This window comes from uncultured Porphyromonas sp. (assembly GCF_905372525.1).
In the GTDB taxonomy this organism is placed as follows: Bacteria; Bacteroidota; Bacteroidia; order Bacteroidales; family Porphyromonadaceae; genus Porphyromonas.
The window spans coordinates 1-23,667 of record NZ_CAJPPN010000003.1; the positions used below are offsets into that span (position 1 = coordinate 1).

18 protein-coding genes are annotated in these 23,667 nt (G+C 55.3%); 8 read left to right on the forward strand and 10 right to left on the reverse strand.

Annotation, left to right across the window (positions count from 1 at the left end; translation table 11 throughout):
• Positions 1-905 precede the first annotated feature (905 nt).
• The gene (locus tag QZ170_RS01090; protein ID WP_297176002.1) at positions 906-3,464 is read left to right on the forward strand and encodes a carboxypeptidase-like regulatory domain-containing protein; all 2,559 of its coding nucleotides are present in this window, start codon (positions 906-908) and stop codon (positions 3,462-3,464) included.
• A gap of 20 nt (positions 3,465-3,484) precedes the next feature.
• Positions 3,485-4,306: a GLPGLI family protein gene (locus QZ170_RS01095; protein ID WP_297176004.1), complete on the forward strand. Its 822-nt coding sequence runs from the start codon at positions 3,485-3,487 to the stop codon at positions 4,304-4,306.
• A 43-nt stretch (positions 4,307-4,349) separates the two neighbouring features.
• Here QZ170_RS01095 and QZ170_RS01100 read toward each other — a convergent pair whose 3' ends face one another.
• Complete coding sequence (locus tag QZ170_RS01100) at positions 4,350-4,505, reverse strand: hypothetical protein (protein WP_297176006.1); 156 nt, start codon at positions 4,503-4,505, stop codon at positions 4,350-4,352.
• A gap of 15 nt (positions 4,506-4,520) precedes the next feature.
• Between QZ170_RS01100 and QZ170_RS01105 the strand changes: the two genes are divergently transcribed.
• From QZ170_RS01105 to QZ170_RS01125, 5 genes are all read left to right on the forward strand, one after another.
• Positions 4,521-5,153, forward strand: coding sequence for a hypothetical protein (locus QZ170_RS01105; protein WP_297176008.1), 633 nt, complete (start codon positions 4,521-4,523; stop codon positions 5,151-5,153).
• Between the two features lie 91 nt (positions 5,154-5,244).
• Positions 5,245-6,129, forward strand: coding sequence for a hypothetical protein (locus QZ170_RS01110; protein WP_297176010.1), 885 nt, complete (start codon positions 5,245-5,247; stop codon positions 6,127-6,129).
• A 190-nt stretch (positions 6,130-6,319) separates the two neighbouring features.
• Positions 6,320-8,563, forward strand: coding sequence for an HD domain-containing protein (locus QZ170_RS01115; protein ID WP_297176012.1), 2,244 nt, complete (start codon positions 6,320-6,322; stop codon positions 8,561-8,563).
• 43 nt (positions 8,564-8,606) lie between these two features.
• Entirely contained in the window at positions 8,607-10,580 is a 1,974-nt protein-coding gene (locus QZ170_RS01120) for a fructose-1,6-bisphosphatase (RefSeq protein ID WP_297176014.1), read from the forward strand.
• Positions 10,581-10,774: 194 nt separating this feature from the next.
• Entirely contained in the window at positions 10,775-11,449 is a 675-nt protein-coding gene (locus QZ170_RS01125; RefSeq protein WP_297176016.1) for a YceI family protein, read from the forward strand.
• A 106-nt stretch (positions 11,450-11,555) separates the two neighbouring features.
• Here QZ170_RS01125 and mscL read toward each other — a convergent pair whose 3' ends face one another.
• From mscL to QZ170_RS01170, 9 genes are all read right to left on the reverse strand, one after another.
• Positions 11,556-11,984 (reverse strand): large-conductance mechanosensitive channel protein MscL, encoded by a 429-nt coding sequence (gene mscL, locus QZ170_RS01130; protein ID WP_297176018.1) that lies wholly within the window; start codon positions 11,982-11,984, stop codon positions 11,556-11,558.
• Between the two features lie 178 nt (positions 11,985-12,162).
• A complete protein-coding gene (locus QZ170_RS01135; RefSeq protein ID WP_297176020.1) occupies positions 12,163-13,662 on the reverse strand; it encodes a bifunctional ADP-dependent NAD(P)H-hydrate dehydratase/NAD(P)H-hydrate epimerase in 1,500 nt (499 codons plus the stop codon).
• Between the two features lie 198 nt (positions 13,663-13,860).
• A complete protein-coding gene (gene lpxA, locus QZ170_RS01140; RefSeq protein WP_297176022.1) occupies positions 13,861-14,652 on the reverse strand; it encodes an acyl-ACP--UDP-N-acetylglucosamine O-acyltransferase in 792 nt (263 codons plus the stop codon).
• A 32-nt stretch (positions 14,653-14,684) separates the two neighbouring features.
• A complete protein-coding gene (locus tag QZ170_RS01145; RefSeq protein ID WP_297176024.1) occupies positions 14,685-16,070 on the reverse strand; it encodes a bifunctional UDP-3-O-[3-hydroxymyristoyl] N-acetylglucosamine deacetylase/3-hydroxyacyl-ACP dehydratase in 1,386 nt (461 codons plus the stop codon).
• A gap of 11 nt (positions 16,071-16,081) precedes the next feature.
• Positions 16,082-17,125 carry a UDP-3-O-(3-hydroxymyristoyl)glucosamine N-acyltransferase gene (lpxD, locus tag QZ170_RS01150; RefSeq protein WP_297176026.1) on the reverse strand — a complete coding sequence of 348 codons (1,044 nt, stop codon included), beginning with the start codon at positions 17,123-17,125 and terminating at the stop codon, positions 16,082-16,084.
• A 43-nt stretch (positions 17,126-17,168) separates the two neighbouring features.
• Entirely contained in the window at positions 17,169-18,005 is an 837-nt protein-coding gene (gene pyrF / locus QZ170_RS01155) for an orotidine-5'-phosphate decarboxylase (protein WP_297176028.1), read from the reverse strand.
• Between the two features lie 93 nt (positions 18,006-18,098).
• Positions 18,099-19,187, reverse strand: coding sequence for a peptide chain release factor 1 (prfA, locus tag QZ170_RS01160; RefSeq protein WP_297176030.1), 1,089 nt, complete (start codon positions 19,185-19,187; stop codon positions 18,099-18,101).
• A gap of 70 nt (positions 19,188-19,257) precedes the next feature.
• Positions 19,258-20,424: an AIR synthase related protein gene (locus QZ170_RS01165; protein WP_297176032.1), complete on the reverse strand. Its 1,167-nt coding sequence runs from the start codon at positions 20,422-20,424 to the stop codon at positions 19,258-19,260.
• A 35-nt stretch (positions 20,425-20,459) separates the two neighbouring features.
• Positions 20,460-21,311: a glucosaminidase domain-containing protein gene (locus QZ170_RS01170; RefSeq protein ID WP_297176199.1), complete on the reverse strand. Its 852-nt coding sequence runs from the start codon at positions 21,309-21,311 to the stop codon at positions 20,460-20,462.
• Positions 21,312-22,123: 812 nt separating this feature from the next.
• On the opposite strand from QZ170_RS01170, the gene gltA reads away from it, so the two are divergent.
• Positions 22,124-23,626 carry an NADPH-dependent glutamate synthase gene (gene gltA / locus QZ170_RS01175; RefSeq protein ID WP_297176034.1) on the forward strand — a complete coding sequence of 501 codons (1,503 nt, stop codon included), beginning with the start codon at positions 22,124-22,126 and terminating at the stop codon, positions 23,624-23,626.
• Positions 23,627-23,667 lie beyond the last annotated feature (41 nt).

Here is a 23,667-nt window from a genome sequence, read left to right on the forward strand (position 1 = left end):
TACACGCGTGTACACAAGTGCGCTCTAAGTATCTTCTCTGTAGGGCTCGCTTGTATGTCTATTCCTTAGGGATAACGCCTAAGATCTTTAGTAATGGGCTAAGGCTCCCTGGGACATGAAATGATATCCCCGAAGATCTAAGGGCAGGAGTGTGCGAGCGAGATCATGCGTCGGCTCTGAGCATCCCCTTGGCGTTCACCCCTTTTCTTCGCTCTTAGCTCACCCACTGTCCCTCTCCCCAATACCCTCCCCTCTTATCCCTCGTAGTATTCTCTACCTCATAGTCTACCTATATAATTATGGTATATACTCCCTCCCACGACTAGGCTACGACTATGCTAGATCAGGGAAGATCTACCGAAGAAATCTCTCCTCGTAATATCCTCTGTATCGGTCTCTTCGGAGGGGCTAAAACGAACATACTGAGAGCGTGTGTGCGCTCACGGTATGCACGTCCTCATCACCTTACATAGGTGACGGATGCGCTCTTACCTAGAGCGCACACACGCTCACGGTATGAACGTTCCCATCACCTTACATAGGTGATAAGTATGCTCTCACAGAGGCTGCTCCAGAGCAAGCATTGCACCCGCAGAGGAGTACTCAGGAGGGGAGGCCTGCCTCTCTCGCTATTCACTCTATGGTAGACCTCCTTAGGAGCCAGACTTCAGCCCGATGTGTATACACTTTTTTGTTTATTAAGTTGCTGTGGTTTAGTTCGTTGTTTCTTCTTTTTGTGGCTGGTAGAGCTTGATGGGTATGGTTTCAATTTTTATTTGTAGGTTTGTGGTAGTATTGTCAAACTCACGTTAGCGATGCGGTACCGAAGCACCCACCTAAGCCCATCTAGTAGCTCATGGCCCCTATGGAGTCTGCTAGCCTCCCTCTGCAGAGGGGGAGCGGGGTTGTTTGGTCTTGTCTATCTTAGCCTTAACCTCGGGGCACAGAGCCCCACCAAGCTCCGAGGGGTCGTCCACTCAGGCAAGGAGCCACTCCCCAGAGTCTCTATCACCCTCCTGTCCGTGACAGATAGTACCATCCTCAGCTACGCCCATACGGATGCTGGAGGACGGTTTGAGCTCACGGCAAGCGGCCAGCTCACTCAGGCTATTGTGTCGGCTCGCTGCCTCGGCTACAAGACCTATACCCAGCGTCTCACACTCCCCACAGCGCACGAGCTAGATATTGATCTCAAGGAGGATACCTACCTCCTCAAGGAAGTCTCCGTGCAAGCTCCACGGGTCTGGGGAAACCAAGATACGATCAACTATAATGTCGCTCGTCTAGCGAAGGCCACTGACCGCAGTATCGGGGATGTCATCCGCCGTATCCCAGGGATGCGTATGGAGGGAGGCCTGCTCAAGTACCAAGGCAAGCCCCTAAAGCAAATCAATATCGAGGGGATCGATCTGACCCAGGGGGACTATGGGCAGATCACGAGCAATATAGACGCGAGCGACATCTCCACCATACAGGTGCTGGATAACTACCAGGGCATCAAGGCGCTGGTAGGCAAACGCTCCTCGGATGATGTCATCCTCAACCTCAAGCTCTCGCCCAAGAAGCGTGGGATCTGGGGTGTTTCGCTTGACTTGGGTCTTGGCTATGGTGATGGGCTTGAGACCAATAGCCGTATTAGGAGTAACTACCTTGCCCGGAGAGCTCAGTTCCTCGGCGTGGCGTATGTCGATAACTCAGGCAGGCAGTACTACGAGAGCTCCTTTGGCATACAGAGGGGTGGCGCGAGGGAGGAGCGCATCTTTGCCCGCATAGATAAGCCTGCTACTCCCAACCTTCCCCCATCATACTATACAGACAATGTGTCGCTGATGGCCAGTGGCAATAGTGCCTTTGTCCTCTCGGATAGTAGCCAGCTCAAGCTGCAGGGGAGCTATCGGTATGATAAGATTCGCTCCGAGGGCTCTTCGCAGGCTCGGTATGGACGCTCCTCCTCCCCGCTCCTCCTAGATGAGCGCATCGAGCATCTACTACGGCAGGGGAGCGCCTCGACCAGCCTTAGCTATGAGAAGAACTTGCAGAGCTACTACCTCAAGGATCAGCTTCGTGCAAGCGCCTCGCAGAGTAGGGCCTCGGGGACAATCGCCCTCAATGGACTAGCGACCCCTCAGCGTCAAGGGCTAGATGCTCTGCACCTGAACAATCAGATGCACTTCATCAATGGCCGTACACGTCTCCCGATAGAGCTTATCCTCACCCAGCGGCTGACGACCTCAGACGAAGACTTTGAGACAGCCAATAACCAGCAACTGCAGCAGGTACTCCCCACACTACACAGTATGATCGGGCAGCGGGGATGGTTCACGAGTCTCTATACGGACAATCGCCTTCGGATCCTCAATCTCCCCCTTGTGCGTTACTGGACGTATAGCCCTCAGGTCTTCGCCTCGTACCAGTGGCAGAGCCTATCGAGTAGCCTACTGGAGCGCACAGGCAGTAGCTATGATCGTATCCTGCGTGTAGGTGTGGAGCAGACCCTAAGCTATCTACGTCAGAAGTATTCCATAGATCTAGCTCTCCCCGTCATCTACCAGCTCCGACGGACAAGCTCGGATCGTCTAGCAGGCCTCCTCATCGAGCCTCATCTCAAGGTCAAGCTAAGCTTAGGACAGCACTGGGGTCTCCAGTTGGCAGGTAGCTATGCACATACGGAGCCGAGGATCCGTGATTGGTATCCCTACCCCGTCCTAGAGAGCTATCGCAGTCTGACGGTCGGGACACCTAGGCTATTCAGGGAGCAAACAGCTACTCTAGAGGGGCGGGTAGACTACCGAGACATCTTTTCGTTCCTGTCGTCCTCTCTGAGGGCGAGGCAGAGCATGCACTACAAGCCCTTTATCCAGATGCTGCTCCTCGGTGAGGACGGAGGACGCTATGAGCTCCTCGAGCACAAGCACCATACACAGACCTTCTCGGGGGTGTGGTCGCTGAGCAAGGGATTTACCTGGGCAGGCCTAGGGATCGACCTCGACCTAGGCTATACACACCATCTAGGGCAGGTAGCCTATCAGGGGACGATCACGCCCTATAAAGTACATACCCAGAGCGTGCGACTAGCCCTGAAGGCCAATCCCATCAAGGAAATCCTCCTGGACTACAATGTCTACTATGGACGTAACTATACCTCCCGATTCGCCTCTCGCACCGAGATCGATAACCTCCTCTCCGAGACCGCACAGATAGGAGTAGCCTTTGGGAAAAACATATTCTGGGATATCATCCTAGAGCATAATCATGTCAGCTCCTCCAGCGAAAAGACCGATGTCCTACTCCTGGACAGCCAGCTCAAGTGGAGCGGCTCTCGAGTAGAGGTGGGCTGCGAACTGAATAATCTGCTGGGCATGCAGGCCTATCACAGCATCCAGCGCCTATCCTATGCTACCATCCAGCACAGCTATCGTCTACGTCCTCGTGCGGTGCTCGTGAAGGTCTCATTCAAGCTCTAACTACTAACTATAGATATAATATGAAAGCCATTAAACTCATACTCCTAGGAGTATCCCTATTCAGCATCCTCCCCCTCGGGGCACAGGTCTTCGACACACCACGCTCGCTCGCTGAGGCTGATAGTCTAGATCGGGTGCAGTATCGTATACTCTACCAGCTAGACTTCATCTCTGATCCTACTGATCGGGAGTATGTCACTCAGGATCAGGTGCGCCTAGACATAGGGACACAGATCAGTAAGGTGTATAGTCTGAAACACTACCAAGCAGACTCTGCCGCCACACCCTTGCTCGAGGCTGGGCAGCTTCCTCGGAAGATCGTGACAGATGTTGTCCCGCCGATGATCCTCTACCGGGGCTACCCAAAGGCTCAGGATATTACCACAGATTATCGTCTGCCCAGCGCTCATGTGGTGAGCTATGTAGAGCCTAAGCCTACCCTACAATGGCAGGTGAAGCCCGAGAAGCGGGAAATCCTCGGACATAGCTGTCAGAGGGCAGAGGTCGCCTTTGGGGGGAGGCAGTGGATCGCTTGGTTCACACCAGAGATCCCACTCTCTGAGGGGCCGTACAAGTTCGAGGGACTACCCGGGCTGATCCTAGAGGTCGCTGACAGCGAGGGTGACTATCGGTATACCTGCATAGGGATCACCAACCTCTCCGCTGGGGAGAATATCGTCCGCTGGAAGTGGAACCAGCGCCCCACAACGAGGAAGGAACTGGAGAAGATCATCGTCCAGCTCTATGCCAATCCCGAACAAGCTATCAAGGCGCTCGGAGGACGAACATCCTTCAAGGGTGATCCTATGCTCAACCTCCCATACAACCCCATAGAGAAGTAGAGCCATGAGCGCTCGGCAGGTCTTGTGTATCGCACTCCTCGGTCTAGGCCTCTGGGGCTGCAGGACGTCCCGAGGGATGCTTCAGGCGAAGGAAGGGCAAGCCCCGATCACTCCTCGCCCGCTGTCTGAGATCCAAGTGATAGATCATATCGCAGTTAGGGATCGAGATGGGAGGACTAGTTGGGAAGAGAATGGGCATACCTATGAAGCTGATATGGGGTGGGTAACACGACTCAGCATCACCGATCACCTTCCAACACTATCGGGAGTAGAGACCCTTCGGTATCTGGATGGAGCATGGGCTAGTTACCTCAATGAGCGACTAAGCCGAATAGGCATACGGATCGAGAAGGTTATCCTCAGCGTCTCGAATCACCTCATCGTCTTTCGTAGCTATGAGGCTCCGAGCCGTAGACGTATCGTGGACTGTCTGATAGCCCCTCATTCCAGAATCAGTCGTATAGGAGTCCAATATACGCAGCCAGGCATCTTTACCTCTGAGAATATGGCGGTCAGGGAGTTCTATGAGTTTCCCGCAGAGGATCAGATCTTGATCGTGGATCATCTACGAGACCGCAATGATGTAGGTGACCTCTGTATCGCCTATATCCTGCAGGATACCTCCCAATTCTCGGAGGACGAACTAGAGCGCTACAGCTTCCTAGGCTATACATGGTATCGTCGCCTCTTCACCAATCGGAGTACGACCTACCAGCATATAGCTGAGTTCATCAGTCCGATCACAGTGAGCCTCCTGCCCTCGTGTCGCTACAAGGAGTTTGTCCCACGGAACTCCTCCGAGGTGATCCCTAAGACCTACCTTACCGAAGAGGTAGGAGTGAAATAGCCAGCAGACTCCACACCCGGGGCACAGGGCGAGGAGTCCGCAGAGTTCTGCCCACACGATACTCATACTCCATAGAGAGCAGTAAAGGCTTATGAATACTAAATACCTCCTACCCCTACTCCTCATCCTGAGCCTCTGGGGCTGTAGGACGACTCAGTGGACCCTGAAGGGCAAGGAAGGACAACCCCCGATCACCCCCCGTCCTCTATCTGAGATCCGAGCTGTAGATCATCTGGTCGTCAGTGAGCCGGGCAAGTTCACCAGTTGGGACGAAGAGGGGCATACCTATATGGCAGTGCTAGGGTTCCTCACACGACGCTATCCCTCTCGCAGGATCTCCCTCCTATCTGGGACAGAGACGCTTCGCTATAAGAGAGGGACATGGGCACGGTACCTCAATGAGCTACTGGGTCGGGTCGGTATACGGACAGAGGGGATTATCCTCAGCATCCCCAATCATCTCGTTATCTTCCGTAGCTATGAGCCCCTCAGTCGCAAGCGAGGCATAGATTGTCTGATGAGCCCTTTCAGCTATGAGAGTCGTATAAGGGTGAGCTATGCTGAAGTACCCCTTTTTATCAGTGAAAATATGGCTATCAGGGAGCTCTATGAGAGCCCTGCGGATAATCAGATCTTGATCGTAGATCATCTGAGGGATCGCAATGGTGTGGGAGACCTCTGCGTCGCCTATATCCTACAGGATACCTCTGGCTTCTCGTACTGTGATCGGAGGCGATATAGCTTCCTCGGAGACCCGATACTTCAGCGTCTCATGAGTAGCCGGACGATGACCTACCAGTATATCGAGCAGACGATCAGTCCCATCACAGTGAGCCTATTACCCTCGTGTCGCTACAAGGAGTTTGTCCCAAGGGATTCCACGGAGATTATCCCAACGAACTTCCTCCACGAAGAGGAGCCTATAGATACGTCTCGCCCCCTGAGAGAACTATTTGAGGGTAATCAGAGCAAGTAGAGCCCAAGGAGACTCCCTCGCCACAGAGAGGTGCCCCGCTGGCTGAGGGGTAGGGTGGGGGAGGTAGACCGAGGGACTATGTGTCGTTATATCCATGTCCGAGATCGTGTCTTTTTAGGCTTTTTGTATTCGATTAGGTAGATTTCGTACCTTTAGTCACCAAATAGCTCGTCATAAGAAACCAAAGAGTATGTTTAGCGAAGACGAAAAGAGACAGATCTACCAGTGTAGTCGCTACCTCATCCGGACACTACAGCCCGTAGCGGGAGAGGCGAAGGTACGCTCTGCCTACACTTGGCTGACGAGGGCTGTGGTGGCAGGATGCTTCGAGACCAGTGATGAGGGGCTACACCGTATCCATGGTCTCATCCTACACCTGGAGGTCGCCTGTCTCGTAGCTCGGGAGCTCGGACTAGATGCCCCCTCTATCCTCGCCGTCCTACTCTATCGTCCCTTCGCCAAGGGTAGCCTCAGCAGTGAGGAGATAGTGGCTGAGTATGGGACAGAGGTACTGCGTCTGCTACAGCTACTCGTCCGTACCTCGGAGCTCTACATGCGTCGGGAGGCCATCAGCTCGGAGAACTTCCACAACCTCCTGATCTCTATGGCCGAGGATATGCGTGTCGTGCTGATCATCATCGCCGACCGCCTCTATCTGCTCCGCCATGCCAAGAGCTTCTATACCGAGGAGGCTCGTACACAGCTAGCCTCAGAGGTCTCCTTCCTCTATGCCCCGATCGCCCATCGTCTCGGGCTCTACACCATCAAGGGGGAGATGGAGGATCTCTGCCTACGCTACCTCCAGCCCAAGACCTACGGCTTCATCACCCGCAAGCTCGGCGAGACCAAGGCTGCCCGAGACGCCTATATCGCCGCCTTCATCGCCCCGGTGCGTGACCGGCTACGAGCGGAGCTCTCGGTACCCTTTGAGATGAAGGGGCGGGTCAAGAGCATTAGCTCCATCAGCAACAAGCTCAAGAAGCTCCCCTTCGAGGACATCTACGACCTATTCGCCATCCGAGTGATCCTAGATGTCCCCCTAGAGCGAGAGCGACAGGTCTGCTGGCAGGTCTACTCCATCATCACCGATATGTATCGCCCGAACCCCGAGCGACTCAAGGACTGGATCTCTATCCCTAAGAGCAACGGCTACGAGAGCCTCCACACGACGGTCCTCGGGCCTGAGAACCGCTGGGTAGAGGTGCAGATACGTACCAAGCGTATGGATGTCGTAGCCGAGCGTGGTGTGGCTGCCCACTGGCGCTACAAGGGGATCCGTAGCGAGCATGGGCTGGATGATTTCCTAGCCTCGGTTCGAGAGGCTCTGGAGGCTGTGCGTGACACCTCGCAGGAGGATGAGAAGCGACAGACGCTGGAGTCCTCGCTCCTGACCCTCAAGGCTCGGGAGATCTATGTCTTCACCCCCAAGGGGGAGATACTCAAGCTCCCTCAGGGGGCGACCCTACTGGACTTCGCCTTCATGATCCATAGCCGTGTCGGTGCCAAGGCTATATCAGGTAAGGTCAATGGGAAGAACGTCTCCCTGAGGCATCAGCTCTGCAACGGGGACAGCGTGGAGGTCATCACCTCGCCCCAGCAGAGCCCGAAGCCCGGGTGGCTCTCCATCGTCGTCAGTCCTAAGGCTAAGGCTAAGATCCGCCAGCTCCTCCGAGCAGAGGAGGAGGCTGGGATCAGTGTGGCCAAGGAACTCATCCGCCGAAGGATGAAGAATAGGAAGCTCCCCTTCGAGGAGGCGGCCTTTATCCGAGTGACCCAACGCAAGGGCTACAAGACCCTCTCCGACTTCTATCGAGACCTCACCCGAGATCGGCTGGATGTCCACGACTTCCTCAACCTCTATGAGCAGGAGCTCCATGCCAGCTCTGCCCAAGAGGTACAGCCGGCCGTAGGGGCCTCACGCTCGGCAGAGAGCCTTGTCTACAACGAGCCCGAGGGGGAGAGCCCCGTGGTCTCCTCCTCGACCTCCGAGGTCTTGATCCTAGATCGTGGCCTCTCAGGGGTGGCCTATAGCCTTGCCCAGTGCTGTCAGCCCGTCTATGGGGATGAGGTCTTCGGTCTCGTGACCTCCCGAGGCATCAAGGTACATCGCACGAATTGTCCTAATGCCCCCGATATGTTCGCCCACTCTCCGCACAAGATCATCGGCACACGATGGAATGGTGATGAGGGACACGCTCAGGTCATGAGCCTAGAGGTCGTGGGGCGTGACGAGCTAGCTATCGCCACCAACATCACCTCACTCATCCGCAAGGAGGAGGGGATCAAGCTCCGTAGCTATGCCATCCACTCAGAGGATGGCCTCTTTCATGGAGCCTTCGTCCTCTATGTGGAGCGCAGAGAGGCACTAACCCTTTTACTTAAGAAGATACGAGGAGCCTCTGGGGTCAAGTACGCAGAGCTCCTCAATCACTAAAAAGAACACTATGCATACAGCAAGCACATTAACAGATACGACTATGGACATCACAGAAAGAGAACTCAAGTATCTCGGGTTGCTCTCCAAGCAGTTCCCCAATGCGGCCTCGGCAGCCTCCGAGATCATGAACCTACAGGCTATCCTCAACCTCCCTAAGGGTACAGAGCACTTCCTAGCCGATATCCACGGCGAGTACGAGGCCTTCATCCATGTGCTGAAGAATGCCTCAGGGACGATACGTACCAAGGTAGAGAGCCTCTTCGCCGGGCAGATACGTGAGCAGGAGCTCCGTCAGCTCTGCACACTCATCTACTACCCCAAGGAGAGCCTAGAGCGACTAGCTCAGAAGCATGCCATCTCTACCGACTGGTACAAGGTCACGCTCAATCAGCTCATCAAGGTACTGCAGCGTGTGAGTGAGAAATACACCCGCTCCAAGGTACGCAAGGCCCTACCCCCACAGTACAGCTACATCACTCAGGAGCTCACCCATGAGGATAGTATGAACCCCAAGAAGTCCGCCTACGTAGGCGCTATCCTCGATTCGATCATCGAGACAGGACAGGCTGATGACTTCATCACGGCTATCTGTGAGACCATACAGAGGCTGGCTATCGACCACCTACATATCGTAGGCGACGTCTTCGACCGTGGCCCAGGGGCACATGTCATCATGGACAAGCTCCTTACCTACCACAACGTAGATATCCAGTGGGGGAACCACGATATGCTCTGGATGGGTGCAGCTGCAGGGAATGCCGCTAGTATGGCTAATGCGATACGTATCGCCCTACGCTATGCCAACTCCTCTACGCTGGAGAATGGCTATGGGATCAATATGCTCCCTCTAGCCCGCCTAGCGATGGAGGTCTATGGCAAGGATCCCTGTAAGGCCTTCGCTCCGAAGCTCGGGGATACGGATGAGAAGTATGATGACAAGAGCCTAGTGCTGATGGGACAGATGCACAAGGCGATCGCAATCATCCAGTTCAAGCTCGAGCACCAGATCATCGCCCGTCGTCCAGAGTACAAGATGGAGGATAGAGACCTCCTACATCGCCTAGACCTAGGGGCGGGGACGATCACCCTGCCCGATGGCAAGACGTACCCACTCAAGGATACGCACTTCCCCACAGTCGACCCTGCTGATCCCTATCGCCTCACGGAGATGGAGGCCGAGGTCGTGGAGAAGCTCTTACACTCCTTCACGCACAGCGAGAAGCTACGTAGCCACATCAACTTCCTCTACAAGAAGGGAGGAATGTATCTGACCTACAACCATAACCTCCTCTTCCATGCCTCCGTCCCCCTCAATGAGGATAGGAGCTTCAAGAAGATCCGTATCGGTAAGAAGCTCTATGCAGGACGTGCGATGATGGATCGTGTCGATGAGCTCGTACGTCGTGCACACTGGTCGTCGTCAGATCATATCGAGCATGCCGAGGCGGTGGACTTCCTCTGGTACCTATGGTGTGGCCCAGACTCTCCTCTCTTTGACAAGTCGGCGATGACGACCTTCGAGCGGTACTTCATCGCAGACAAGGAGACGCACCACGAGGAGAAGGGATACTACTATGTCTATAGGGTCGAGCAGGAGGTGTGTGAGCACATCCTAGAGGAGTTTGGCCTGACGGGCAACGATACACATATCATCAATGGTCATGTCCCCGTGAAGGCAGTCAAGGGAGAGCACCCCCTACAGGCCGGTGGTAAGCTCATGCTCATCGACGGGGGCTTCAGTCGTGCCTACCAGTCTAGCACTGGGATAGCAGGCTATACGCTGATCTTCAATTCGCAGGGGCTACATCTGGTGAAGCATGAGCCCTTCAGCTCTACGAAGGAGGCCATCGAGCATATGGAGGACATCTCTAGTACCTCGGTAGTCAGGGAGTATGCGACGGATCGTGTCCTCGTACGTGCCACAGACCAAGGGATCATCCTCAAGGATCAGGTCGACGAGCTCAAGAAGCTCCTCTATGCCTACCGTCACGGACTCATCAAGGAGAAGGAATAGCCCCCGAGGTGCGTCCTACCGTCCCTCTATGGGAGGGGACTGTGCGAAATCCTGACAAGGGATAGCCCTCTGTGGCTGAACTAAGAGGTAGACTCATTGTTAACAATACTAAAGATCGTAGGGAGATCCAGTTCGTCATATGGCTGGATGCTCCCTACGTTATACCTATAACTTATTTATTAGTATTAAGGACAATGAACAAGAATCAGAAGGCCTCCCTCCTCGGCCTATTTACTCTCAGCCTAGCCCTCGTCGCATGCTCAGGACAGAAGGGCCAGAATGCCGTCTCCGCTAGCGACTCTGTCGCAGCCAATACCCTCACCGTAGGGCAGACCGTATCGGTCGATAGCTCTGTCTCTTACCTGAGCTGGAAGGGCTTCAAGCCCGGTGGACAGCACTATGGTAAGCTCCCCGTAAGTGCAGGTGAGCTAGACCTCAAGGACGGTGTCCTCAGAGCGGGCTCTGTCTCCATCCAGATGAATGGTATCATCGTGGAAGACCTCAAGGCAGAGGATGGAGCAGATAAGCTCAAGCAGCACCTAGAGAGCGAAGACTTCTTCGACGTAGCGAAGTACCCAGAGGCTCGCTTTGAGCTCACCAACCTCCCTGCAGAGGGTGTCAAGGTAGCCGAGCTCACAGAGCTACAGGGCAACCTCACGCTCAAGGACGTAACGAAGAACATCACGATCCCCGTTGCCTCCGTTGTAGCTGACCCCGCCACGGGTGCTTACACGATCACGAGTAAGACCTTCACCATCAATCGTGCAGACTGGAACGTCAAGTACGGCTCCAAGAGCTTCTTCACGGGGCTCGGCGACAAGTTCATCAATGATGATATCGAGCTCAGCTTCGTCCTAAAGACGAAGTAAGATCCCTCCCCAGAGATACTGCGCCATAGCGTATGAAGCGAGGCCCCCTAGCTCCACGGAGCTAGGGGGCCTCATGCCTATAGGTTGGATAGGGTCTCAGTAGCCCTTACTTATCACGGCGCTTGAGCTCGTCACGGATCTCACGTAGGAGCTGGATATCCTCAGGTGTAGGAGCTGGAGCAGCGGGCTGCTCGGCCTCCTTCTTGCGGAAGCTATTCATTGCCTTGATCAGGACGAAGATACAGAAGGCGATGATGAAGAAGTCTACAGTCGTCTGTACGAAGCTCCCCCAGTTGAGCGTGATGGCTTCCTTGAGCACTTCCCCGCTCGCAGCATCTGTCTGGGCTTCGCGTAGGACGATCTTGGCATCCTCGAAGCTACTCCCCGTGATGAGCCCGATAGGAGGCATGATGATGTCGTTCACGAGCGAGGTGACAATCTTACCAAAGGCGCCACCGATGATGATACCGATCGCCATGTCCATGACATTCCCCTTGAGGGCAAACTCCTTAAACTCTTGGATGAACTTTCCCATTATTACTTGTGATTAGGTGAAATTAACTATTGTTGGAATTGTTACAAAGATAATATAAAAGCACTAGAATGATAAAAGGGGCGAAGGCTGGGTGCTATCCCAGGCCTTCGCCCCATTAGGTATTTGTCGGTGAGAGGTACTCTCTGATAGGGGGCTCCTCATCCTTGGCTATGCCCTCCTAGCGTACCTCTAGCTGCTGATAGGCACTCCCTAGCTGCTCGATGAGCTGAGTGGCTGTGAGACTCCGCTCAGAGTGACGTCCCGCATAGAGCTCTGCAGCCAGACCACAGAGATGGACGCCGAGGGCGCAGGCTACGATGGCATCGTACCCTTGGCCAAGTAGCCCTGCGATGACCCCAGAGAGGACGTTGCGACAGCCCATAGAGTGGAGCCCCCTATTGCCAGAGGTGTCGAAGAAGACAGTACCCCCTGGGAGGCAAATCGCAGTATGTATATCGCGGAGGATAACGTAGCCATCTAGTCGCTCGGCGAGCTCTATGGCTCGAGAGAGACGATCAGCATCGGTTCGATGCTTCGTGGTCATGCGGTCAAACTCCGCATGGGTGGGGATGAGGATGCTCCCCTTCGGGATGATGTCTAGTAGCGAACGCTTATTGGCGATGAGCTCTAGGGCATCACTGTCGAGGAGGAAGGGACGATTAGTCGACGTGAGTAACCCCTCTAGGAGTGAGCACGCAGCCTCTCCTCGTCCGAAGCCTTCGCTGATGACTAGTGCCTTGTAGTAATTAGACTTGGACAAGAGCTCTGTGCGAGGGGTGTGGGGCAGGACGACGAGCTCAGGGAGGGCTAGCTGTAGGGCTAGCTGCTCCTCCTCTGGTACGAGGGCACATACCTCATGGCAACCTGAGTAGAGAGCAGCCTTGGCGGAGAGGAGTGTCCGACCTGTGTGCCCATACTCTGTCGTGAGGAAGAGGATCTTCTCCTCCCCCAGTGTCGGCGGGATCCTGAGAGCGCTCGTCAGGGAGGCGTCCTCGGTGAGATAGTAGCTAGCATCGAGCTCATCCTGCGCCTGAGGACTGATCCCTAGGGGGAGGTAAGACCACTGGCCGATGTAGGGCTTATTTTCCTTGAAGAAGAAGGCTAGGTAGGGACAGTCAAAGGAGATGGTATACTTGGCCTTGATGATATGCTCCAGATCGTTCCCCGAGTTGTCCTCAGCGAAGAGTCCACTGGGGAGCTCAAGGCTCACGATGGAGGCCTTCGAAGCGTTGAGGAAGTCAACGAGACCGACATACCCCCCGAAGAGTGGGGTAGTCAGCTCTGTGCCGAATAGCCCATCGATGATGACATCCTGCTCCTTGATCCTCGGTGGGGTGAAGTTGCGATAGACTTCCTCGAGTCGGAGATCTCCATCTGCGATAGATCTACGTATGGCCTCACACTCCTCCGATAGCTTCCCCTCTCGATAGAATAGGTAGGCCATGACTGTATAGCTTCGTTGAGCTAGGTAGGAGGCGATGCGCAGAGCATAGGCCCCACAGCGACCAGCTCCAGCGAAGACATAGATCGTGTGCCCTGTCTGGGTGTAGAGACGACGAAACTCTTGCTCGAAGGAGCGTGCAGCACGCTCTATATGATCCTCGGCGGAGAGATGGTCATATACTTCTGCCTGACGATACAGAGCCCGTAGCTGCTTACCTGTATAGATCTTTTGCATTGGATACGAATGAGAGGGGGAGAGGAGGTTATCGGGTGATACTCGTGCACAGGCTCCGCAGGGGCATCCACTTCGTTGTGCTCTAGCGATGAGGCACCTAGGGATGAGGCTCTACTAGGAGCTTCACCTATGTGTATAGGCCTCGTCCCTAGGTACGGATGATGTGCGGGAGCTAGACTTCAGTACTGAGCGGAGTGACTAGTCCATAGTCCCTCGGACGATACCCCGCTCGGAGGAGCGGATGAAGTCCAGGATTAGCTGACGCTCATAGCTATCTGGGATCTCTTCCTCGATAGCCTTGAAGGCCTCAGTATTATTTAGTCCACGCTGGTAGAGGGTACGATATATGTCGTTGATGCGGAAGATCTGCTCGTTGGTGAAGCCCCGACGACGGAGTCCGACGATGTTGATCCCGCAGTAGACGATAGGGTCACGCCCGATGAGTGTATAGGGTGGGATGTCCTTGTTCACACGAGATCCACCCTGGAGCATGACGTGCTGGGAGATACGTACGAACTGGTGGATCAGAGAGCCACCACTAAGGATCGCGTAGTCATCGATCTCTACCTCGCCTGCTACCTGAGTAGCGTTGCCTAGGATCACGTGATCGCCGAGGACACAGTCGTGGGCGACGTGGGAGTAGGCCATCAGCAGGCAGTGGCTCCCGACGACGGTACGGCCACGGGAGGCTGTCCCCCTATTGATCGTCGCACACTCCCGTACCGTGGTGTGATCACCGACGATAGCTAGGCTGTCCTCTCCTGCGAACTTGAGGTCCTGAGGGATCCCCCCCACGACAGCACCTGGATGGATGTGGCAGTGCTTCCCTAGACGGGCTCCACTCTTGATGACTGCATGACTCTCGATGATGCAGCCCTCGCCGATCTCGGTGTTCTCCTCGATGAGTGCAAAGGGGTGTACGATGACCCCTGGGGAGAGTTTGGCCTCTGGATGTATGGAGGCCAGTGGACTTATATTATTACTGGACATAATCTACAGCTATTCTGTATAGAGACTTCGGACTACTTATTCTTGACGACCTGAGCCATGAACTCTGCCTCACAGACGAGCTTCTCCCCGACGAAGGCTAGACCACGCATATTGGCTACTCCACGGCGCACCTCTGTCAGTAGACGAAGCTTGAAGATGAGGGTATCTCCGGGGACGACCTTCTGACGGAACTTCACGTTGTCTATCTTCATGAAGTAGGTCGAGTATTCCTCTGGCTTGTCGATGGTGTTGAGGACGAGGAGCCCGCCGACCTGAGCCATAGCCTCGATCTGCAGCACACCTGGCATCACGGGCTCGGTGGGGAAGTGCCCCTGGAAGAAGGGCTCATTGCCCGAGACGCTCTTTACCCCGACGATGTAGTCCGTCCCGATCTCGATGATCTTATCGACCATGAGGAAGGGGTAGCGGTGGGGGAGTAGCTCTCGGATACGATTGACGTCTAGGAGCGGAGCCTGGTTAGGGTCGTAGACGGGTGCCTGAGCCTCGTTTAGCTTGATGTCCTTGCGGATCTTAGCTCCCATCTCGTTATTGATCTTGTGCCCCGGGCAGAAGGCGATGATACGCCCACGGATAGGGCGCCCGATGAGGGCTAGATCCCCGAGGACGTCGAGGAGCTTGTGGCGTGCAGGTTCATTGGGAAAGAGGATAGGAGCATTATTGATGTAGCCTAGGGATAGGTCCTTCTTGTGGGGTACGCCCACTAGGTCACAGATCTTGTCTAGCTGCTCCTGCTCCATCGGGGTGTCGTAGATGACGAGGGCATTGTCTAGGTCTCCCCCCTTGATGAGGTTGTGCTCCAGCAGCGTCTCTACCTCGCGGACGAAGACAAAGGTACGAGAGGTGGCGATCTCCGTATCGAAGTCCGCTAAGTTCTCCAGCGAGGCAAACTGGTTATCCAGCACGGGAGAGTCAAAGGAGACATGGACGTCGATCCCGAACCTATTATCTGGCAGGAGGATGATACGAGAGCGTCCATCCTCGGAGATGACCTCGTGGCGTTGCTTGACGATATAGGGCTCAGCAGGCTGAGACTGCTCCTCGATGCCGACTCGGTTTATCGCCTCGACATAGGCTCTGGCGCTACCATCTAGGATGGGGAACTCAGGGGCATTGACCTCGATGATGCAGTTGGTGATGCCCTTGGCATATAGAGCGGCCATGGCATGCTCGATCGTGCTGACAGAGGCGGCACCCTTGATGAGGACAGTCCCTCGCTCAGTCCCCTTGACGTACTCTGAGAGTGCTGGGATCTCGGGGGCTCCCTCTAGGTCTATACGACGAATGGTACGTCCTGTGCCTGCGGGGGCAGGGAGGAAGGTAATCTGTATATCTAGTCCCGTATGAAGGCCCTTGCCTGTGAGGGTAAAGCTATCCTTCAGTGTCTTCTGCTTGTCCATATCTACTTTATCTACTTTGATTGCTGTTGCTTGAGTTCTCCTAATTCTTTCTCTAGTGCCTGTAGGCGACGATACATGTCGGGGAGCTTGGGCTGGATGACGAAGCTCCGCATGGCCTCCCTCAGAGGCATGGCTGGGGAGCCCATCAGAGTGCTGCCCTCGGGGATATTGCTGAGGACACCTGTCTGTCCGCCCATCTCCACACGGTCTCCTATCGTTATATGTCCGCTGATCCCGACTTGTCCCCCGAGCTTGCACCACTTACCTATGTGCGAGGATCCTGCCAGACCCACCTGCGAAGCCATCACTGTATGCTCATCTACGCTACAGTTGTGTGCGATCTGGATCAGGTTATCTAGCTTGACCCCACGGCGGACGAGGGTACTCCCCATCACAGCACGGTCGATGCAGGTATTTGCCCCTACCTCGACGTCGTCCTCTAGGATAACGTTGCCTAGCTGGGGTATCTTGTGATAGCCATCGGCCTCGGGCGCGAAGCCAAAGCCATCAGCACCGATCACGGCTCCTGCATGGATGATACACCGAGCACCTACCTGCACCCCCTGGTATAGGGTGGTATGAGGGTAGAGGATGGTATTGGGGCCGACGGTCACCCCCCTACCGATGTAGGCATGAGGATAGATGAGGGCGCCCTCACCGATCTTGCATCCCTCCTCGATGACGGCGAAGGCTCCGATATATACCTCTGCCCCGAGCTCCACACCCTCTGCGATGCATGCCTGGGGGGATATACCCGAGAGGCGAGGGGTCTGCTGTGCCTCGACGAGCTGCATGAGCTGGGCGAGGGCGGCATAGGGATCCTTGACTCGGATCAAGGTGGGGGTGACGGACTCTCGGGGGACGAAGTCCTCCCCGACGAGTAGGATAGAGGCCTGTGTACTGTAGGCAAATGCCTCGTACTTGGGGTTGGCTAGGAAGGCTAGATCGCCAGGCTTAGCCTCCTCGATCTTTCCGAAGCCTGAGACGAGGGCTGTGGCATCCCCCTCGATCTTTCCTCCGATGAGAGGTGCTATCTGTGCGGCGCTATACGGCATGAATATACGATGTATCTGTATGTATGTGTGTACAGGACGGCGTCTAGGCCTCTACGAGCTTGTTCTTGATCAGTATCTCGGCCATCTGGTGGCGTAGCTTCTCGGCCTCGGCGGCTGCTCCGCTAGCGAAGGCCTCCGTGCTATCGGCATAGATGATACTACGTGAGGCATTGACGAGGAGGCCACACATGCTATTGAGCCCGTGGAGAGCTACCTCCTCCAGACTTCCGTTCTGAGAGCCGACCCCAGGGACGAGGAGGAAGGAGTCGGGGACGATAGCTCTCACTTGACGAAGCATAGCAGCCTTGGTGGCTCCTACTACGTACATGATCTGGTCGCTATTGCCCCACTCTAGGCTCTTGTGAAGGACGTGCTCGAAGAGGGCTCCGCCGTCCTTCATCTCGGAGAGCTGGAAGTCTGCTGCCCCTTCGTTGGAGGTGAGGGCGAGCAGGATGACCCAGTGTCCGCTATGCTTGAGGAAGGGGAGGACGCTATCGCTCCCCATGTAGGGAGCTACGGTGAGAGCATCTACCTTGAGATGCTCAAAGAAGCTACGAGCATACATATCACTCGTATTGCCTATATCCCCCCGCTTGGCGTCGGCGATGATGAACTGATCGGGGTAGTGTGTCCTCAGATACTCCACCGTCTTCTCGAAGGCGAGAATACCGAAGGAGCCCATACTCTCGTAGAAAGCTAGGTTAGGCTTATAGGCTACGCAGAGGTGTGCTGTGGCATCGATGATCCGGCGGTTGAAGGCGAAGATGGGATCATCCTCCTCTAGGAGGAACTGAGGTATCTTGCGCACATCGGTGTCCAGTCCTATGCATAGGAAGGAGCGCTTCCGCTGGATGTTCTTAAATAGTTCTTCTCTTGTCATGGTCTACATTATATATGGTGCCACGTCTCTAGGGCAAGAGGTGCTAGCATCCCGCTCCCTAGGGAGGGAGAGGCTAGCAGCTCTAGGATATCCTCAGAGTGCAGCTTCCTTCATTCGTTCAATATTCTCTGCGATGATTAGCTCATCGATGATGGGTTGGATCTCTCCAGACATGATCGCAGCTAGGTTATACAATGTGAGGTTGATGCGGTGATCGGTGACACGTCCCTGTGGATAGTTGTAGGTACGTATCTTGGCGGATCGGTCCCCCGTGGAGACCATCGTCTTGCGTCGTGCTGCTATCTCCTCGTTGTGCTTGGTGAGCTCTATGTCATAGAGCTTGGTACGCAGCATCTGCATGGCCAGCTCACGGTTGGCCAGCTGGGTACGAGCCTGCTGGCAGACGACGACGATCCCCGTAGGCTTGTGGGTGAGCTGTACCTTGGTCTCCACCTTGTTCACGTTCTGCCCTCCAGCACCACCGGAGCGAGCAGTCTGCATCTCTATATCAGCAGGGTTGAGGACGACATCCACCTCCTCCGCCTCGGGGAGGACTGCGACCGAGGCAGCAGAGGTGTGTACACGACCCTGCGTCTCGGTCTCTGGGACACGCTGTACCCGGTGTACACCGCTCTCGTACTTGAGTACCCCGTAGACACCATCACCTGTGACGGTGAAGACGATCTCCTTGTACCCGCCTGCAGTCCCCTCGCTCATGCTGGTGACCTCTGTCGTCCAGCCACGTCCCTCGCAGTAGCGTACGTACATGCGATAGAGGTCGCCGGCGAAGAGGGCGGCCTCGTCACCACCTGTCCCACCTCGTATCTCCATCACTACATTCTTGGCATCCTCGGGATCTGCGGGGATGAGTAGGAGCTTGATCTCATCCTCTAGGGCGGGGATGCGTTCCTCTGCCTCCTGCATCATCTCCCGAGCCATCGTGCGTAGCTCAGGGTCGCTCTCAGCCTCCAGAGTCTCGCGCCCCTCCTGGATATTGCCCAGTAGGTTCCGGTACTCCTTCCCCTTCTCTAGGATACGCTCCAGATCTCGGTACTCTTTACTGAGCTTCATGAAGCGCTTCTGGTCAGCGATGATATCTGGGGCGGTAATCAGGGAGGTGATCTCCTGGAAGCGGACCTCTAGGCTCTCGATGCGCTGGAGCAGGTCGTTCTCTATTGCCATGAATGTCGTCTCGGGATAAGGTAAATACTAAAAGTATATAGGTGAAGATATGACTCGTGTCGGGGGGATATTACTCGTAGCTCAGGATGCCGTGGGGGGAATGGATGGTGAGTCTATTGTGCTGCGCCTCCTCGACACGGCCTATGATACGAGCCTCGACGCCGAAGCTCTCTGAGATCTCGATGATGCGAGGGGCATCCTCTGGAGCGACATAGAGCTCCATACGATGACCCATGTTGAAGACCTTGTACATCTCCTGCCAAGGGGTGCCACTCTCCTGCTGGATGAGGGCGAAGAGGGGAGGAATGGGGAACATGTTGTCCTTGATGACGTGCTTCCCCTCGACGAAGTGGAGCACCTTTGTCTGGGCTCCCCCCGAGCAGTGTACTATCCCATGGATCCGTGGACGGAGCTCCTGGAGCACCTGGCGTATGATCGGGGCATAGGTGCGGGTAGGGGAGAGGATGAGTCGCCCTGCATCTAGTGGCGTCCCCTCTACGGGCGAGGTGAGCCCTCGGCTCCCACTATAGACGAGCTCGTCTGGGGTCTGTGCATCGTAGCTCTCTGGATAGCGCTTGGCTAGGCTATGCTCTAGTACATCATGACGGGCGGAGGTGAGCCCATTGCTCCCCATACCTCCGTTGTACTGTCGCTCGTAGGTCGCCTGCCCCGAGGAGGCTAGCCCTACGATCACATCCCCTGCCTGTATGCGAGCGTTGTCGATGACCTCGCTACGCTTCATACGGCAGGTGACGGTGCTATCCACGATGATCGTGCGTACGAGGTCTCCCACGTCAGCTGTCTCGCCCCCCGTAGCGTATACACCGATGCCTTGGTCACGGAGCTCAGCTAGGAGCTCCTCGGTCCCATTGATTATCGCTGCGATGACCTCGCCGGGGATGAGGTGCTTATTGCGGCCGATCGTGGAGGAGACTAGGATGCCGTCGATAGCGCCTACGCAGAGCAGGTCGTCTATATTCATGATCAGGGCATCCTGGGCGATCCCCTTCCAGACGGAGAGGTCACCGGTCTCACGCCAATATAGGTAGGCGAGGGAGGACTTAGTCCCTGCACCGTCGGCATGCATGATATTGCAGTAGGCCTCATCTCCGCCGAGGATGTCGGGGATGATCTTACAGAAGGCCTTTGGGTATAGCCCCTTGTCTACATTACGGATAGCGTTGTGTACGTCTTCCTTGGAGGCTGATACACCTCGCTGCATATAGCGTTCGTTCATTGCTTTGTCTCTCTTTGTCGTCTGGGCGGTGTGAGCTATCTCAGGCGTAGTATATCTCCCTCCTCGGGTACATACTCGTCGTCCTTATCATTGAGCTTGTAGAGCCTATCTAGTCGGATGCCGAAGCGCTGGGAGATCTCATGCATGGAGTCTCCGATACGCACCGTGTAGGTCGGGTAGCGTGGGGAGGCCTCCTTGTTCTTTGCCTCTAGGTAGACCACGTCCCCTTCGTTCAGAGGGAAGTCGAGGGGAGCATCATTGTACTTGGCAATCTTCTTGGCCGACATACCCATGTCCTCGGCGATGCGCTCATAGGAGTCATTCTGGTCGGCTAGGACGTAGAGTAGCCCGTAGCTGATATAGGTAGGACGCATGGGACGGTCGTACTTCGCATGGGATGCTGTACGGCGTCCTTGGTCTCGGGTACTGCCCGCATGGCCTCGGTACCAGGTGGGGTACTCGCCGTGGTCAAAGGTGTATAGCTCGTAGTCCTCGATGACCTTGATGAGCATATTGGCATAGCCCTTGTTCGTGGCATAGCCACAGAGCTGTAGCCCCTTGGCCCACCCTCGGTAGTCATCGTAGCGTAGGGCGAAGAGTCGCTGATAACGTTTGCCCTTGAGGAAGAGGGAGTGATCCTCATAGGACTCCCGGGCAGAGGGGTAGCTACGGAAGCAGTCGTTGGGGTTGTCGTCACTCTTGTAGGTACGCTTTCCATTCCACGTCGTATGGCACTTGATGCCGAAGTGGTTATTATGCACTTGTGCTAGGGTGCTCGCCCCAGCTCCTGTCTCCACGAGTCCCTGAGCTAGAGTGATACTAGCGGGGATAGCATAGCGATCCATCTGCCGACGAGCCTCTGCGTTGTAGGTGCGGATATAGTCCATATAGCCGACCTTGCGTACTGCCTGGGCATACGCTGAGCCCAGAGCGAGTAGCCACATGAGGAGGCAGAGGAGCGACCGCCTATAGCCTATCTTATATTGATGAAGTACTCCCATTAAAATCTATACGCGATGTATATGAGTATGTAGCTCACCTAGCTACGTACGGACGCAAAGATACGAATTATATAAGGAATGCGTCTGACACAGAGCTGTGTGCTCAGGACGGATGTATGATCCCCCCTTCATATTCTCCTCTCTGGCTCTCTGGGGTGTTCCTTCTTGTCCAGAGGGGGCTTAGCCATACCTCTTAGTTTGCTCAGAGGATAGCCCGAGAAGGGTACCAGCGAGACCCCTATGGGGGATATACCGAGAGCGAAGTAGTGTACACGTGAGTACACAAGAGTATACACGCAGGTATACAACAGTGTACACACGTGTATACTTCCCCCCTTCTAAATAGCAGAGGAATGCTTGGCTAGTCTACGGCTAGGGAGCCGGTATACCTATCTGAGGGTGAGCTCCTTGACCACTTTTCCCCTGATGCCTCGTGGTCTCATACATCGCTCTCACGATGTGACGGACTAAGCGTACAAGCCTAGATTAATGCCTAGGGAAGTCCCTCCTCGGGGGGAGGCCGCAAGCCCGACCTCCAGCCCTACCGGTTAGGTAGGCTCTAGTGGGGTGAAGTATGGGGATCTATGGCATCGGCTCTTTGTGCGCCTAGGACAAATGTCTGTTATTTGACTAGGTTCCTTATCTTTGTGAAGGATATTATCACCATAAGCATGTTTATGCCTGTATCAGCTCAACCAATGAAGACAAAGCAAGAGCTAATCAAGGAGCGACGTAGTCAAGACTGGAGAACAGACCTACGAAAGGCTCACCCCAACAAGGAGCGTGTACAGCTGGACAAGACTCCCATGCCTGAGCTCCCTATCTCGGAGCGCATAACATCATTCCACGAGGAGGTCGCCCTCGGCTACTCCAGAGAGGAGGCTATGGCCGAGGCTCGTCGTTGTCTGGACTGCCCTACACCTGGCTGCGTCGATGGCTGCCCTGTGGGAATACACATCCCCTCGTTCATCAAGCTCATCGAGCGAGGTGAGATGATAGATGCCCTAAATGTAATCCGTGAGACCAGCTCCCTGCCTGCCGTCTGTGGGCGTGTATGCCCCCAGGAGAAGCAGTGTGAGAGCCAGTGTATCTATACCCTTAGTCTCAAGAAGCAGGCCGTCTCTATCGGCAACCTCGAACGCTATGTAGCCGACTATGAGCGACTCCATAGAGACCGCTCCATCAAACCTAAGCCTACCACCTCCCCCCGTCGTGGCAAGATAGCTGTCGTAGGGAGTGGCCCAGCTGGGCTCTCCTTCGCTACCGATATGGCTAAGTGGGGCTATGACGTGACCGTCTATGAGGCTCAGAGCGAGCTCGGGGGGGTCATGCGCTATGGGATCCCAGAGTTCTGCCTACCCAATAGCATCATCGAGGATGAGATCGAGAAGATGCGGGACCTAGGGGTACACTTCGAGACAAACACCATCGTGGGGGAGACAATCACCTATGAGGATCTAAAGGCTGCTGGTATGGAAGGGATCTTCGTCGCCACTGGGGTAGGCGTAGCCAACCACATGGGGATCCCTGGCGAAGACCTCAAGGGGGTATATACCGCCAGCGAGTATCTAGCCAAGTACAATATGATGAGCCCTGAGGAGCTGGCAGCGGAGCTCCCCCAGCTTAGGGGCAAGCGTGTCGCCGTGATCGGTGGTGGCAATACGGCTATCGATGCCGTACGTACCGCTATCCGTCTGGATGCAGAGCAGGCTATGATCGTCTACCGGAGGAGTGAGGAGGAGATGCCTGCTCGTGCCGAGGAGATTAAGCATGCCTGCGAGGAGGGGACTCAGCTCCTGACCCTACATAACCCAGTGGAGTACATCGGAGACTCGTCTGGTCGGGTCATCTCTATGCGCCTACAGCGTATGGAGCTAGGAGCGCCAGATGAGAGCGGGCGTCGCCGTCCAGTGGCTATCCCAGGTGACATAGTGGAGATGCCCGTAGATGAGGTAGTCGTCTGTATCGGCTACTCTGCTCATCCTCTGGTGGCCTCGTCTATGCCTGATCTCAAGGTCGATAAGTGGGGGAATATCCTCGTCAACGACGACAAGCAAACCTCGATGCCTGATGTCTATGCAGGGGGAGATATAGTTCGTGGGGCGGCTACAGTCATCCTCGCTATGGGGGATGGGCGCAAGGCTGCTACGGCAATGCACCAGCGTCTCACTGGACGTATCGAAGAGGGAGCACTCATATAGCTCTCTCCGAAGGGAGACTTTAGCCCAGAGCACTGCTCCTT

Bases quoted from the DNA above. Each gene is read 5' to 3' on its own strand.
- QZ170_RS01100 (WP_297176006.1), bottom strand. From the start codon at position 4,505: ATGCCCATTCTCTTCCCAACTAGTCCTCCCATCTCGATCCCTAACTGC.
- QZ170_RS01145 (WP_297176024.1), bottom strand. From the start codon at position 16,070: ATGGACAAGCAGAAGACACTGAAGGATAGCTTTACCCTCACAGGCAAG.
- QZ170_RS01095 (WP_297176004.1), top strand. From the start codon at position 3,485: ATGAAAGCCATTAAACTCATACTCCTAGGAGTATCCCTATTCAGCATC.
- lpxA (WP_297176022.1), bottom strand. From the start codon at position 14,652: ATGTCCAGTAATAATATAAGTCCACTGGCCTCCATACATCCAGAGGCC.
- QZ170_RS01110 (WP_297176010.1), top strand. From the start codon at position 5,245: ATGAATACTAAATACCTCCTACCCCTACTCCTCATCCTGAGCCTCTGG.
- QZ170_RS01115 (WP_297176012.1), top strand. From the start codon at position 6,320: ATGTTTAGCGAAGACGAAAAGAGACAGATCTACCAGTGTAGTCGCTAC.
- mscL (WP_297176018.1), bottom strand. From the start codon at position 11,984: ATGGGAAAGTTCATCCAAGAGTTTAAGGAGTTTGCCCTCAAGGGGAAT.
- QZ170_RS01125 (WP_297176016.1), top strand. From the start codon at position 10,775: ATGAACAAGAATCAGAAGGCCTCCCTCCTCGGCCTATTTACTCTCAGC.
- QZ170_RS01170 (WP_297176199.1), bottom strand. From the start codon at position 21,311: ATGGACTATATCCGCACCTACAACGCAGAGGCTCGTCGGCAGATGGAT.
- QZ170_RS01165 (WP_297176032.1), bottom strand. From the start codon at position 20,424: ATGAACGAACGCTATATGCAGCGAGGTGTATCAGCCTCCAAGGAAGAC.
- gltA (WP_297176034.1), top strand. From the start codon at position 22,124: ATGAAGACAAAGCAAGAGCTAATCAAGGAGCGACGTAGTCAAGACTGG.
- QZ170_RS01105 (WP_297176008.1), top strand. From the start codon at position 4,521: ATGGGGTGGGTAACACGACTCAGCATCACCGATCACCTTCCAACACTA.
- prfA (WP_297176030.1), bottom strand. From the start codon at position 19,187: ATGGCAATAGAGAACGACCTGCTCCAGCGCATCGAGAGCCTAGAGGTC.
- QZ170_RS01135 (WP_297176020.1), bottom strand. From the start codon at position 13,662: ATGCAAAAGATCTATACAGGTAAGCAGCTACGGGCTCTGTATCGTCAG.
- QZ170_RS01120 (WP_297176014.1), top strand. From the start codon at position 8,607: ATGGACATCACAGAAAGAGAACTCAAGTATCTCGGGTTGCTCTCCAAG.
- pyrF (WP_297176028.1), bottom strand. From the start codon at position 18,005: ATGACAAGAGAAGAACTATTTAAGAACATCCAGCGGAAGCGCTCCTTC.
- lpxD (WP_297176026.1), bottom strand. From the start codon at position 17,125: ATGCCGTATAGCGCCGCACAGATAGCACCTCTCATCGGAGGAAAGATC.